8 protein-coding genes are annotated in these 13,356 nt (G+C 65.3%); 3 read left to right on the top strand and 5 right to left on the bottom strand.

Annotation, left to right across the window (positions count from 1 at the left end):
- Together PRJ_RS08955 and PRJ_RS08950 are read left to right on the top strand one after the other, a co-directional pair.
- Positions 1 to 1,605, top strand: a complete 1,605-nt coding sequence (locus PRJ_RS08955; protein ID WP_104961137.1) for an ABC transporter ATP-binding protein — start codon at positions 1 to 3, stop codon at positions 1,603 to 1,605.
- A 410-nt stretch (positions 1,606 to 2,015) separates the two neighbouring features.
- Positions 2,016 to 4,946 (top strand): aminotransferase, encoded by a 2,931-nt coding sequence (locus tag PRJ_RS08950; protein WP_104961136.1) that lies wholly within the window; start codon positions 2,016 to 2,018, stop codon positions 4,944 to 4,946.
- A gap of 3 nt (positions 4,947 to 4,949) precedes the next feature.
- Here the strand turns inward: PRJ_RS08950 and PRJ_RS08945 are convergent, their stop codons facing one another.
- Positions 4,950 to 6,185, bottom strand: a complete 1,236-nt coding sequence (locus tag PRJ_RS08945; RefSeq protein WP_104961135.1) for an NAD(P)/FAD-dependent oxidoreductase — start codon at positions 6,183 to 6,185, stop codon at positions 4,950 to 4,952.
- A gap of 77 nt (positions 6,186 to 6,262) precedes the next feature.
- On the opposite strand from PRJ_RS08945, the gene PRJ_RS08940 reads away from it, so the two are divergent.
- Positions 6,263 to 7,168, top strand: coding sequence for a LysR family transcriptional regulator (locus PRJ_RS08940; RefSeq protein ID WP_104961134.1), 906 nt, complete (start codon positions 6,263 to 6,265; stop codon positions 7,166 to 7,168).
- 60 nt (positions 7,169 to 7,228) lie between these two features.
- Here PRJ_RS08940 and PRJ_RS08935 read toward each other — a convergent pair whose 3' ends face one another.
- The 4 genes from PRJ_RS08935 to kdpB form a co-directional block, all read right to left on the bottom strand.
- Positions 7,229 to 7,924 (bottom strand): response regulator, encoded by a 696-nt coding sequence (locus PRJ_RS08935; protein WP_104961133.1) that lies wholly within the window; start codon positions 7,922 to 7,924, stop codon positions 7,229 to 7,231.
- Positions 7,921 to 10,575: a sensor histidine kinase KdpD gene (locus PRJ_RS08930; RefSeq protein ID WP_104961132.1), complete on the bottom strand. Its 2,655-nt coding sequence runs from the start codon at positions 10,573 to 10,575 to the stop codon at positions 7,921 to 7,923. The genes PRJ_RS08935 and PRJ_RS08930 overlap by 4 nt, the downstream gene beginning before the upstream one ends.
- Positions 10,576 to 10,724: 149 nt before the next feature.
- On the bottom strand, positions 10,725 to 11,282 hold the full coding sequence (kdpC, locus tag PRJ_RS08925) for a potassium-transporting ATPase subunit KdpC (RefSeq protein WP_003251480.1): 558 nt from the start codon (positions 11,280 to 11,282) through the stop codon (positions 10,725 to 10,727).
- Between the two features lie 10 nt (positions 11,283 to 11,292).
- Positions 11,293 to 13,347 (bottom strand): potassium-transporting ATPase subunit KdpB, encoded by a 2,055-nt coding sequence (gene kdpB, locus PRJ_RS08920; RefSeq protein ID WP_104961131.1) that lies wholly within the window; start codon positions 13,345 to 13,347, stop codon positions 11,293 to 11,295.
- Positions 13,348 to 13,356 lie beyond the last annotated feature (9 nt).

Raw genomic sequence — 13,356 nt, 5'->3', positions numbered from 1 at the left:
ATGAGTGAACAGAACCTGATCGAAGTGCGGGACCTGGCCGTGGAGTTCGTGACCGGGGACCAGGTCAACCGGGTGGTTGACGGCGTCAGCTTCGATATTCGCAAAGGCGAGACACTGGCCCTGGTGGGCGAAAGTGGCTCGGGCAAATCGGTCACCGCGCACTCGATCCTGCGCCTGCTGCCCTATCCCCTGGCCCGGCACCCCAGCGGCAGCATCCGCTACGAAGGCAAGGACCTGCTGCAGCAGAATGAGAAGACCCTGCAGCGCATTCGCGGCAACCGCATTGCGATGATCTTCCAGGAGCCGATGACCTCGCTCAACCCGCTGCATTGCATCGAGAAGCAGATCAACGAAATCCTCCTGATGCACAAGGGCCTGACCGGCAAGGAAGCGACTGCGCGTACCCTGGAGTTGCTGGATATGGTCGGCATTCCAGAGCCGCACAAGCGCCTCAAGGCCCTGCCCCACGAATTGTCGGGCGGGCAGCGCCAGCGGGTAATGATCGCCATGGCGCTGGCCAACGAGCCCGAGCTGCTGATTGCCGACGAGCCGACCACGGCGCTGGATGTGACCGTGCAGCTGAAGATCCTCGAGCTGCTCAAGGAATTGCAGGCGCGTATGGGCATGGCCCTGTTGCTGATCAGCCATGACCTGAACCTGGTGCGCCGCATCGCTCACCGCGTGTGCGTGATGCAGCGTGGGCAAATTGTCGAGCAAGCCGAATGCGCCACGCTGTTCAGCTCGCCACAGCACCACTACACCCAGATGCTGATCAATGCCGAGCCCAGCGGGCTGCCGGCGCACAACCCGGTGGGCGCGCCGTTGCTGGAGGTGGATGACCTCAAGGTCTGGTTCCCGATCAAGAAGGGCTTTCTGCAGCGCACGGTCGACCATGTGAAGGCGGTGGATGGGGTCAACTTCAGCTTGCCCCAGGGCCAGACGCTGGGCATTGTTGGCGAATCCGGGTCGGGCAAGTCCACATTGGGCCTGGCGATCCTGCGGCTGATTTCCAGCCAGGGCGGCATTCGCTTTCATGGGCAGAACCTCGAAGGGCTGAACCAGAAAGCCGTGCGCCCCCTGCGGCGGGAAATGCAGGTGGTGTTCCAGGACCCGTTTGGCAGCCTGAGCCCGCGCATGTGCGTGGCGGACATTGTCGGTGAAGGGCTGCGCATTCACCGCATTGGCACCGCGCAGGAACAGGAAGCGGCGATTATCGCGGCCCTGGAGGAAGTAGGCCTGGACCCGCGCACGCGCCATCGCTACCCCCATGAGTTTTCCGGCGGGCAGCGCCAGCGCATTGCCATTGCCCGGGCGCTGGTGTTGAAGCCAGCACTGATTCTGCTGGATGAACCCACGTCCGCACTGGACCGCACCGTACAGCGCCAGGTGGTGGAATTGCTGCGTAACCTGCAGCAAAAGTACAACCTGACCTACCTGTTCATCAGCCATGACCTGGCGGTGGTGAAGGCGTTGAGTCACCAGTTGATGGTGATCAAGCATGGGCATGTGGTGGAGCAAGGGGACGCGCAGGCGATCTTCCATGCGCCGCAGCATCCGTATACCCGACAGTTGCTGGAGGCGGCGTTTTTGGAGGTTGGGGGTTAGTAGGGAAAGGGTGCGTGTTCGTCTTGATTCTTGCGGCGTGTTTGAGATCGAGCACCGCGAGCGTGGTGCATAAGGCGTTGGAGCTGCAGCCCAAATCATCGCTTCGATCCTGATGATGACCTCGGGACTTCGCATCAAGGTTGATTAATGTACTGTGAGGGCCGACCCTTTCGCGGGCACGCCCGCTCCCACGGGATCACCACAGTCTTCAAGACTTGCAAATACCTGTGGGAGCGGGCGTGCCCGCGAAAGGGCCGGGCCAGGCAGCCGAGAAAATTAGCCCATCTGCTTGCCACGCCAACAGAATCAAGCAGCGGTGATCAATTTTTCTGACAATAATCGTCTTCCATCATCAGCCGAATCGGGCATAAATTCTCCGCCGTCAACTCCCAGTACCCACGGTAGAGCCCATGTCCCGTCCACAACACCAGCCCGCTTCCCCTGCCCTGGCCACCCTGATCCAGCGCTCCGGCCTGCCCAGCCCAACGCTGAGCGAAGCCCAGGCACACGCCGTGCTGCAGGCCCACTATGGCCTTGCCGGCAACCTTTCGGTACTGGGCAGCCAGCAAGACCTGAACTTTCGCGTGGTCACACCGCAGGGTGGCTATGTGCTGAAGGCCTGCCACGGCAGCTACGCCCAACTGGAGCTTGAAGCCCAGCACGCCGCCCTGGCCTTCCTGCGCGATCAAGGTTTGCCGGTACCCGCCGTGCGCTCAGCCCACAACGGCATGGGGTTGCTGGAACTGGACATCGACGCGCAACCACTGCGCCTGCGCCTGCTCGATTACATCGAAGGCCAACCGCTGACCCGCCTCAAGCACATGGAGCCGCGCCTGATGGCTGAACTGGGCGGGCTCTGTGCAAAGCTGGACAAGGCGCTTGCCCATTTCGATCACCCGGGCCTTGCGCGCACCTTGCAATGGGACCCGCAGCATGCCGGGGCACTGATCGATCACCTGCTACCGGTGCTGCAGGACAGCGGGCAGCGCGCCCGCATCGAACACGCCACGCGACAGGCCAACGAGCACCTGATGCCGCTGGTTGATCAACTGCCCAGTCAGGCCGTGCACCTGGACATCACCGACGACAACACCGTGTGGGCCCGTGATGCCCAGCGTCAGTGGCAACTGCAAGGCGTGATCGATTTCGGCGACCTGCTGCGCACCTGGCGTATCGCCGACCTGTCGGTGACCTGCGCTGCGCTGTTGCACCACGCCGAGGGCGACCCCCTGCGCATCCTGCCAGCCGTGCAGGCCTACCAGGCGCTCAACCCGCTGACCGAGGCCGAACTGCGCGCCCTGTGGCCGCTGGTGCTGAACCGCGCTGCCGTGCTGGTGCTGAGCAGCGAACAACAGCTAACCGTCGACCCGGGCAACCAGTACACCCGCGACAACATTGCCCACGAATGGGAAATTTTCGACACGGCCACCGCCGTGCCTTTCGCCCTGATGGAGGCGGCCATCCTGCAGGCTGCGGGCCTGCAACCCGCGGCGCCGGACTGGAACGACTGTGCCCCCCTGCTCCCCGAGCTGGCCGGGCAGGCTGTCACACGGGTGGACCTGGGAGTACTCAGCAAACACTTCGAGGCCGGCAACTGGGAACAACCCGGTTATGACCAGCATCTGCTGACCTCGCAAGCCGCCCCGGCCTGCAGCCTGCACGGGCAGTATCGCCTGTCGCAGACCCATATCGATCGCCCCGAGGAGCCCGCCACCTGCGCCCTTGGCGTCGAGCTGCATGTGCCCAACGGCAGCCCGGTGCAAGCGCCGGCAGCCGGCACCTGGCAGCACAGCGGCGACGGCCGGGGCTGCCTGCGCACCCCGCATTGGGCTTTGTGGCTGCAAGGCCTGGAAGACGCACCGGCAGACGGCCAGGCCGTGGAAAAAGGCCAGGCCCTGGGCAGCAGCTGCGGCTTCCTCAGCGTGCAGGTATGCCTGGACAATGGCATCCAGCCGCCGCTCTTCGCCACGCCGTCACAAGCCGCCGCCTGGCTGGCCCTGTGCCCGTCACCGGCCGCCCTGCTGGGCTTCGATTGCGATGCCGAGCCGCTACCCGATCCGCAAGCCCTGCTGGCCCGCCGCGACGCCAGCTTCGCCCGCTCGCAGAAGCACTACTACGCGCAACCGCCGCACATTGAGCGTGGCTGGCGCAACTACCTGATCGACATGCAGGGCCGTTCCTACCTGGACATGCTCAACAACGTCGCAGTGCTGGGCCATGGCCATCCACGCATGGTTGCCGAGTCGGCGCGGCAGTGGTCGCTGCTGAACACCAACTCGCGCTTCCATTACGCAGCAATCACCGAATTCTCCGAGCGCCTGCTGGACCTGGCCCCCGAAGGTTTCGACCGGGTGTTCATGGTCAACAGCGGCACCGAGGCCAACGACCTGGCGATTCGCCTGGCCTGGGCCTACAGTGGCGGGCGCGATCTGCTCAGTGTGCTGGAGGCCTACCACGGCTGGTCGGTGGCCACCGATGCCATCTCCACGTCGATCGCCGACAACCCGCAAGCCCTGGAAACCCGCCCGGACTGGGTTCACCCGGTCGAAGCACCGAACACCTTCCGCGGCCGCTTCCGCGGGGCCGACAGCGCCGCCGACTACCTGCAAGACGTCGATGCCAAGCTGGCTGACCTCGACGCCCGTGGCCGTCAGCTGGCGGGCATCATCTGCGAACCGGTGTACGGCAATGCCGGCGGTATCTCGCTGCCCGCAGGCTACCTGCGCGCAGCCTATGCCAAGGTCCGCGCCCGCGGCGGGGTGTGCATCGCCGACGAAGTGCAGGTGGGCTATGGCCGCCTGGGCGAGTACTTCTGGGGTTTCGAGGAACAGGGCGTGGTGCCGGACATCATTACCATGGCCAAGGGCATGGGTAACGGCCAGCCGCTGGGCGTGGTCATCACCCGTCGCGAAATCGCCGAGGCGCTGGAGGCCGAGGGCTACTTCTTCTCCTCGGCCGGTGGCAGCCCGCTCAGTTGCCGCATCGGCATGGCAGTGCTGGATGTCATGCAGGAGGAAGGCCTGTGGGACAACGCCCGTGACACCGGGCGCTACTTCAAGGCACGCCTGCAGGCGCTGGTCGACAAGCACCCGCTGGCCGGCGCGGCACATGGCTCGGGCTTCTACCTGGGGCTGGAACTGGTGCGCGACCGCACCACCCTGGAGCCGGCCACCGAAGAAACCATGATGCTGTGCGATCGCCTGCGTGATCTGGGCATCTTCATGCAGCCGACCGGCGACTACCTGAACATCCTCAAGATCAAGCCACCGATGTGCACCAGCCGTGCGAGCGTGGACTACTTTGTCGACAGCATTGACCGGGTGCTGGGCGAAGGTCTGTAAGTGTCAAGGCGTGGGCCCGACGGCTGCGGCCCACGCCTGTAATGCCTCACACGCGGCCATGGCCACCTGCTCATCGGTGCGCCCGGTGAACTGCCGCTCGATCGCATCGGCGGCGATCAGCCCGGCAATGGTGGGCTTGCCGACAGCATCGGTCAGGTCCAGCCATTCCCCCCAACTGGCGGGTACGTCGTACCAGCGCAGGTAGCCTGAGGGTGAACACGGCCACCATCGCTCATCGAACTGCAGAATCACTTTCTCCAGCTTGCCCATCCCCAGATGCGCCAACGCTCCCTGCTGTGTTTCAGGTAACGCAGGGGTAAAGTGCAACGTTTTCAGAACCCCCACCGGGACTGTGCAAATGCAGAAGTCGCACACCTCTTCATTTACCTTGACGCGCGCGCTCGACCAGTCGACGTGGGTGACAGGACTGTTCAGGCGGATATCCAGGTGCTTCGACAGCAAGTCGACAAGCTCGCTGTAGCCGCCTGGCAGCATACGATCACCATGCCCGCCCCCCTCTTCATCCAAGGCACAGGCCGACAGTTGCTCGACGGGCAAACACGCTTCCAGTACAAGGTTGGCGTCGATGGCGAACTGCGTGGCACGCGCGAGCGCGGGGTCGAGTGTGGCCATGTAGCCATCGATCGCCTCAGACAAAGGTTGTTGCCGATCGAGACGCCTGGTCAAGGCATCCCAGGCGGCGTCGATATCCGGCAACGCCCCGCCGCGTGCTGCTGCAAGCGGGCAACTGAAATCGGTCTCGACGCAAGCCAAGCCATGTTGAAGTGCAACAGCGGCCAAGGGGTTCTCGGCAAAATGCTGAAGCCATGCCGCACCTTCATCTGCTTTCACGCCGCCCAACTCGACAGTGTGCGTGCGCCCACCCGTTCGCCCACGCGCCTCCAGCACAGTGCAATCGCCCCCCCTTTCCCGCAAGCGTTGAGCGGCAGCCAAGCCTGCACACCCCGCACCGATCACGATCACCTTGCTCGCACCGGCACTCACGGCTGCCTCGGCGGCACGCAGCCCATCATTCCACGCACCATGAGTCATTGCCGGAGCGCTGGCATTACAAGCTTCTCCAGCGATGACCAAGCGCCCATGCAGCACTTGGCCCAGGGCGCTTCGATGCAACGGCGATCCGCCAGCCAGCAAGGCACTGTAGGCACCGAGGCTGAACGGGTCGCTACTCCAGTGGGTGACATGCCACGCGGTTGGTCTGTGCACGCTTTTCTCCATTAGGGGGCTGTCCTGCTGGTGCATTAATGTTCATAATTTTTAGCAATAAAAGATGATCATCATCAGGTTTACTGACAATGGCCTTTTCCAGCGACTCCCTGGCGATTTTCCTCGCGGTGCTCGATGCCGGCTCGTTCTCCGCCGCCGCCCGCAAGCTGGGCCGTGTGCCTTCAGCCGTGAGCATGGCAATCGCCCAACTGGAAGCGGAACTGGACCTGCCCCTGTTCGACCGGGCCACGCGCAAAGCCTTGCCCACCAACGCCGCCCTGGCGCTGGAGCCCCAGGCCAGGCAGGTCATCTGCCAACTCAACCTGCTCGATGCCCAGGCCCTGCAATTGCACAAAGGCCTGGAAAAGCGCCTGACCATCGCCATGGCGCCCGAGTTGCAGACCGGCCGCTGGAGCCAGCCGCTGGAAATCCTCGCCCAGGCATTTCCCAGCCTGGAAGTCGAGGTACGTTCGGCCACCCAGACCGAAGCCATTCGCCTGCTGCATGACGGCAGTGTGCAATTGGCATTGGTGTTCGAACGGCCCGGCATCGATGAGCGCGAATCCTTCCTCGAAGCAGGCAGCCAACTGCTGGTGGCCGTTGCCTCACCACGCCATCCAGCCGGGCAGAACAGCGGTTCGCCATTGCCTGAAGAGGCCTTTGCCGAACAACGGCAGATCATCGTGGCTTCGGGCAAGGCCACCGGATCGGACCCACGCATGGTGCTGTCCCGGCGCATCTGGCTGACCGACAGCTACCTCGCCACGCTGGACCTGGTGCAGTCCGGGCTGGGCTGGGCCTACCTGCCGCAGCCATTGGTCGAACCGCTGATTGCCTCGGGCGCACTGGCCGAGGTGCGCTTCGACAACATGGCCAGCCGCCTGCGCTTGTGGGTAGACATCATCTGGATCAAGTCGCGCCCGTTGGGCCTGGGCGCGCGACGCTACCTGGAAGTCATGCGCCAGCTGTTCGAGAAGGAGCCGCCCAGGGCCTGACCCCCTTGCGCGCGTCCAGGCCCTGCAGGCGTTCGCCCAGCCCTTTGGGCTGTGTGCGGGTTATGCTGTCGGCGCCACCAACCTGTAGCCAACCCCCGCCTCGGTAATGATGAACCGCGGCGCCGTGGGGTCATCGCCCAGCTTCTGTCGCAGATGCCCGACCACGATGCGCAGGTAGTGGGTATCCTCCGCATGGGTCGGCCCCCAGATATCCTTGAGCAACTGCTGCTGGGTAATCACCCGCCCGGGGTGCCCGGCCAATAGCGCCAGCAAAGCATACTCCTTGCGTGTCAATGCCACCTCCACACCGTCGAGCGTCACCCGGCGGAAGGCAAAATCCACCGTCAGCGGCCCAAAGCTGGCTGCCACTTCCGAGCCGCCGGCTTGTGGCACCTGGCGCAGCAACGCCCGCACGCGCGCGAGAAACTCCTGAATACCGAACGGCTTGGTCACATAGTCATTGGCACCACCATCCAGCGCATCGACCTTCTGCACTTCACTGGCACGCACCGACAACACCATCACCGGCACTGCACTCCATTCGCGCAACTCACGCAGTACCTGCTGGCCGTCCATGTCCGGCAGTCCCAGGTCGAGCACCACCAGGTCCGGCTTGCCCAGTGCCGCCTGGGCCAACCCTTCGGCACCGGTGGCGGCCTCCAGCACCTTGTAGCCTTGCGAGGCCAGGCTGATACGCAGGAACTTGCGGATCTGCGGTTCATCGTCGATGACCAACAGGGTGGCGGACTGGCTCATGGGGTTTCGCTTTCGGCTTCAGGTTGAGGAGGCAGCGGCAAGCATAGAGTGATGCTGGTGCCTTGGCCATCAATGCCTTCGCCCACCAGAATCTGCCCGCCATGGGCACCGATCATGCCCTGGCAGATAGCCAGGCCCAGCCCGGTACCCTGCCCGCCGCGGTCGCCACGGGCGGCGGTGTAGAACATGTCGAAGATTTTCTCGCGGTCGGCTTCGGGAATGCCGGGGCCCTGGTCGCTGACGGTCAAGCGCAGTTGGTCGTCATGCACCGCCACCTGCAGCTCAAGCCGACCATTGGCCGGCGAAAAGCGTGCGGCGTTTTCCAGCACGTTGACCAACGCTTGCTCGATCAACGCCGCATGCACGAACAGCAATGGCAACTCGGCCGGCACGTCCGTGTGCACACGCAGCGGCGCCAGCACCACCCGCAGGCGGTTGAGCGCACTGCCGACGATGTCCGCCGGGGCCACCCAGTCGCGGGCCAGCTTGAGGCCGCCATGGCCCAGGCGGGTCATGTCCAGCAGGTTCTGGATGTAGCGATCAAGGCGTTCGGCCTCGTTGCGGGTGCCCTCCAGCAGCTCGCGGCGGTCTTCCGCCGGGATCGCATCGCCCAACGCCAGCAGGCTGTCGATGCTGCCACGCATGGCGGTCAACGGCGTGCGCAAGTCATGGGATACGGAAGCCAGCAGGGCGCTGCGCAGTTGCTCGGTTTCGCCGTGCAGGCGTGCGGCTTCCAGCTGTTCAGCCAGGCGTGCGCGGGCCAGGGCCTGGGCCAGGGGCTGGCCTAGGGCGGTGAGCAGGCGCCGGCGTGGGTCGCTGAGCGGCTGCCCGTTGCGCGGGCGCACACCCAGCAGCGCCAGCGGCTGATCGTCCACCGCCAATGGCCACCACCACCAGCGGCCATCAGGCAGGGTATCGCTGCCGTGGCCGGCGGCCTGCCCATGCTGCCAGGCCCAATCGGCAGCCGCCCGTTCGGTGTCGCTGAAGGTGCAGGCTTCCCCGCTGGCCACTTGCAACTGGCCCTCGGCGTTGCGCTCCAGCAAGCACACCTGGGCGTCCTGCCAGCCGTCCAGGTGCTGGCCGGCAGCCTTGAATATGGCTTGGCGGTCGGTGGCTACCGTCAACCGGCGCGACAGGTCGAGCAACTGGCTGGTCTGCGCCTGGGTCTCGCGCAGCGCCTGCAACTGGCGACGCTGGCGCGCGGCCAGGTTGCCGGTGAGCGCAGCCATCAACAGAAAGAACACCAGTGTCAGCACGTCTTCTTCGCGCTGGATGGTGAACGAGAAGTTGGGCGGTATGAACAGGAAGTCATAGACCAGGAACGACAGCACGGCGCAAGCCAGCGCAGGTCCCAGGCTACTGCGCACCGCGACCAGCAACACCGCCGCCAGGAACACCAGCGAGATATTGGGCAACGCGAGCACACTGGACACCGCCCAGGCCAGACCCGCAGCCATCACGGTGGCCAGCAGCGCCAGCAGGTAATGACGCCACACCCACACCCGCCGCACGGCTGAACGCGGCGCTGGCGGCTGCACGTCGCGGTCCAGCACGTTGATTTCCAGACCACGGCTTTCGCGCAGCAGCCGCGCCGCCACACCCGCGCCGAACAAACGCCGACGCAGGCGGTTGCGGGACTGCCCGACCAGCACCAGGCTGGCACGCCGCTCGACAGCATGCTGGATCAGCGTACGGGCCACTTCGCCAGCACGCAGCAGCACCACCTCCCCGCCCAGTCGCTCGGCCAGTTGCTGCGCGGCTTGCAAACGATGCCGTGCGGTTTCGTCACGCAGGCGGCCGTTGTCCACATGCACCAGGCTCCAGGGCAGGTGGCGGCGCTGGGCCACGCGGCTGGCATGGCGCACCAGGCGTTCGGCCTGGTCGTCACCGTCTATGCCCACCAGCAACCGGCCGCGCAAGGCCGGCGCCTCCTGGCCGCGCTGACGATAGCCGTGGGCCAGGTCGGCATCGACCTGAGCAGCGGCGGTCTGCATGGCCAGCTCGCGCAGGGCGGTGAGATTGGTTTGTGAAAAATACGCATCGATGGCCGCCCTAGCCTGCTCGGGCACGTACACCTTGCCTTCACGCAGGCGTTCGAGCAGCTCTCGCGGAGGCAGGTCGATCAGCACCAGCTCGAACGCTTCCTGCAGCACCCAGTCCGGCAGGGTCTCGCGCACTTGCACGCCGGTAATGTCGCGGACCTTGTCGTTGAGGCTTTCCAGGTGCTGGACGTTGACCGTGGTGTACACGTCGATGCCCGCGGCCAAGAGTTCTTGCACGTCCTGCCAGCGTTTGGCGTGGCGGCTGCCGGGGGCGTTCGTGTGGGCCAGTTCGTCCACCAGGGCCAAGGCCGGCGCGGCACGCAGCAGGCCGTCAAGGTCCATTTCCTCGAGGGTGACGCCACGGTACTGGCTACGCAACAAGGGCTGCTGATGCAGCCCTCCGAGCAACGCTTCGGTTTCGGCGCGGCCATGGGTTTCGACCACCCCGGCCAACACCTGCACGCCCTGGCGTTGCTGGGCGTGTGCGGCCTGGAGCATGGCGAAGGTCTTGCCGACGCCCGGGGCAGCGCCGAGGAACACCTTCAGCCGGCCCCGGCCGGTGCGTGGGAGGTTGGCCAACAGCGCATCGGCGCGGGCGGAGTCACTCATGTTTCATCCTTTGCTTTTTCCAGCAGTCGGCCACTTCAGGGAAAGCCCCCTTAACGTGTAGGAGCGGGTTTACCCGCGAATACGTCAGTGGCACCACCACCGCATTCGCGGGTGAACCCGCTCCTACAGGCTTCCTGCCAGCGCTTCGATTACCTGACAATGGCGAGCTTTTCCAAGGCCTGGTTCAACGCCAGCACGTTGACCACCGGCGGGCCGATCAATGGGTGGAGGGTGGCCTGTTCCAGCAAGGCTTGCAAGCGCTCGACCGGCAGCTGCCGTGCCGCCGCCACCCGCGGGATCTGATAGGCCAAGGCCTCCGGTGGCAAGTGCGGGTCCAGGCCGCTGCCCGAGGTGGTCAGCAGCGCCTGCGGCACTGGCCCCTGCTGCGCCTGATACAACGTGGCCGCATCGCCCTTTACCCGCTCAGCCAGCGCCGGGTTGCTCGGCGACAGGTTGCTGGCGCCGCTGGCCACGGTCGCGTAGGCACCTGCCGAGGGCCGCGAGTGGAACCAGCCATCGCCCTGGAAGTCCTGGGCGATCAATGCCGAACCCCGCACCTGGCCTTGCGCATCGCGTACCAGGCTACCGTTGGCCTGGTTCGGGAAAGCGACTTGGGCAATACCGGTCACCGCCAGCGGATACAGGGCGCCCGTCACCAGGGTCATCAACAAAGCCAGGCTCAATGCCGGGCGTAGATAAGCAGTCATGGCGGCCTCCTCAGACCAGGTTCAGGGCGTTGAGCAGCAGGTCGATCAGCTTGATCCCGGCAAACGGCACCACAATGCCACCCAGCCCGTAGATCAGCAGGTTGCGCCGCAACAGGTGCGCCGCACTGGCCGCCTGCACGCGCACCCCACGCAGCGCCAGCGGGATCAGCACGATGATGATCAGCGCGTTGAACACGATCGCCGACAGGATCGCGCTCTGCGGGCTGGCCAGTTGCATCAGGTTGAGCACACCCAGTTGCGGGTAGATGGCAGCGAACAGCGCCGGCAGGATGGCGAAGTATTTGGCCACGTCGTTGGCAATGGAGAACGTTGTCAACGCACCGCGGGTGACCAGCAGCTCCTTGCCGACCTGGACTACGTCCAGCAGCTTGGTCGGGTCGCTGTCCAGGTCGACCATGTTCGCGGCCTCCCGCGCAGCCTGAGTGCCGTCGTTCATGGCCATGCCTACGTCAGCCTGGGCCAGTGCCGGGGCGTCGTTGGCACCGTCGCCACACATGGCAACCAGGCGGCCTTCATTCTGCTCCTGGCGAATGCGCGCCAGCTTCTTCTCGGGCGTGGCCTCGGCCAGCACGTCATCGACCCCCGCTTCGGCGGCGATGGCGGCCGCAGTCAACGGGTTGTCGCCGGTCACCATCACCGTGCGGATGCCCAGCTTGCGCAGCTCGGCGAAGCGCTCGCGGATACCAGGCTTGACCACGTCCTTGAGGTGGATCACGCCAAGCAAACGCTTGTCGACGCACACCAGCAACGGTGTGCCGCCACTCTGCGCGATGCGTTCGACTTCACGGGCCAGCGCCGCCGGCATTTCCAGGCGTTGCATACCGACGAATGCCAGCACCGCATCGACGGCGCCCTTGCGGTAGCGGTGCTGCTCGAAGTCGATGCCCGACAGGCGTGTCTCGGCACTGAAAGCCACCGCTTCGAACTGCCCGGCAGGCGGGTCGACGAAGTCGTGCAACTGGCGCAGGTATTCGACAATCGACTTGCCTTCGGCGGTGTCGTCGGCCAGCGAGGCCAGCAAGGCGCCCTCCCCCAGTTCCTTGGCGGTAATGCCCGGTGCAGCATGCAGTGCGCTGCAGCGGCGGTTACCGAAGGTGATGGTGCCGGTCTTGTCGAGCATCAGCGTATGCACGTCCCCGGCCGCCTCGACGGCGCGGCCCGAGCGGGCAATGACATTCAGCCGTACCAGCCTGTCCATGCCGGCGATACCGATGGCCGACAGCAGGCCGCCGATGGTGGTCGGGATCAGCGTCACCAGCAGCGCGGCCAGGAAGATCAGCGGCAGGCTGCCACCCGCGAAGTAGGCGAACGGCTGCAAGGTCACCACCACGATCAGGAAAATCAGGGTCAGGCCGATCAGCAGGATGTCGAGGGCGATTTCGTTCGGCGTCTTCTGCCGCTTGGCCCCTTCAACCAGGGCGATCATGCGGTCCAGGGTCGACTCGCCCGGGTTGCTGGTGATGCGGACAAGCAGCCAGTCGGAGACCAGCCGTGTATTACCGGTCACCGCCGAGCGGTCGCCACCTGATTCGCGTATTACCGGCGCGGATTCGCCGGTAATGGCGGCCTCGTTGACGGCCGCGATGCCTTCAATCACCTCACCGTCGCCGGGGATCACTTCGCCGGCGACCACGCGTACCACGTCGTCCTTGCGCAGCGCACTGGCAGCCACCGTCTCGTAGCTGCCATCACGCAGACGACGCTGGGCGGTCAGGCCCTGGCTGCCGGCCTTGAGGCTGTCGGCGCGGGCCTTGCCACGGCCTTCGGCCAACGCCTCGGCGAAGTTGGCGAACAACACGGTGAACCACAGCCACAGGGCAATCTGCACCGCAACACCGGTGCTCACGCCGCCGCCGGGGGCAAAACACAGCACGGTGGTCAGCACCGCGGTCAGGGCCACCACCAGCATTACCGGGGAGCGCTTGAGCTGACGCGGGTCGAGCTTGACGAACGCCTGCACCAGCGCCGGGCGCCACAGCGCGGCGAAGCGGGTCTGGTCCTTGGCACTGTGCCGGCTATTCACTTCAGGAATGGGCATGTTCATGATCGGTCC

The sequence above is a fragment of the Pseudomonas sp. XWY-1 genome, from assembly GCF_002953115.1.
GTDB classification, from domain to species: domain Bacteria; phylum Pseudomonadota; class Gammaproteobacteria; order Pseudomonadales; family Pseudomonadaceae; genus Aquipseudomonas; species Aquipseudomonas alloputida.
Note: the sequence above shows the minus strand (reverse complement) of the source record. Positions and strands in the feature narration are given on the sequence as shown.

What these genes read in the sequence shown, in the direction of transcription:
- PRJ_RS08955 (WP_104961137.1), top strand. Translation starts at nt 1, where the DNA reads ATGAGTGAACAGAACCTGATCGAAGTGCGGGACCTGGCCGTGGAGTTC.
- PRJ_RS08950 (WP_104961136.1), top strand. Translation starts at nt 2,016, where the DNA reads ATGTCCCGTCCACAACACCAGCCCGCTTCCCCTGCCCTGGCCACCCTG.
- PRJ_RS08945 (WP_104961135.1), bottom strand. Translation starts at nt 6,185, where the DNA reads ATGGAGAAAAGCGTGCACAGACCAACCGCGTGGCATGTCACCCACTGG.
- PRJ_RS08940 (WP_104961134.1), top strand. Translation starts at nt 6,263, where the DNA reads ATGGCCTTTTCCAGCGACTCCCTGGCGATTTTCCTCGCGGTGCTCGAT.
- PRJ_RS08935 (WP_104961133.1), bottom strand. Translation starts at nt 7,924, where the DNA reads ATGAGCCAGTCCGCCACCCTGTTGGTCATCGACGATGAACCGCAGATC.
- PRJ_RS08930 (WP_104961132.1), bottom strand. Translation starts at nt 10,575, where the DNA reads ATGAGTGACTCCGCCCGCGCCGATGCGCTGTTGGCCAACCTCCCACGC.
- kdpC (WP_003251480.1), bottom strand. Translation starts at nt 11,282, where the DNA reads ATGACTGCTTATCTACGCCCGGCATTGAGCCTGGCTTTGTTGATGACC.
- kdpB (WP_104961131.1), bottom strand. Translation starts at nt 13,347, where the DNA reads ATGAACATGCCCATTCCTGAAGTGAATAGCCGGCACAGTGCCAAGGAC.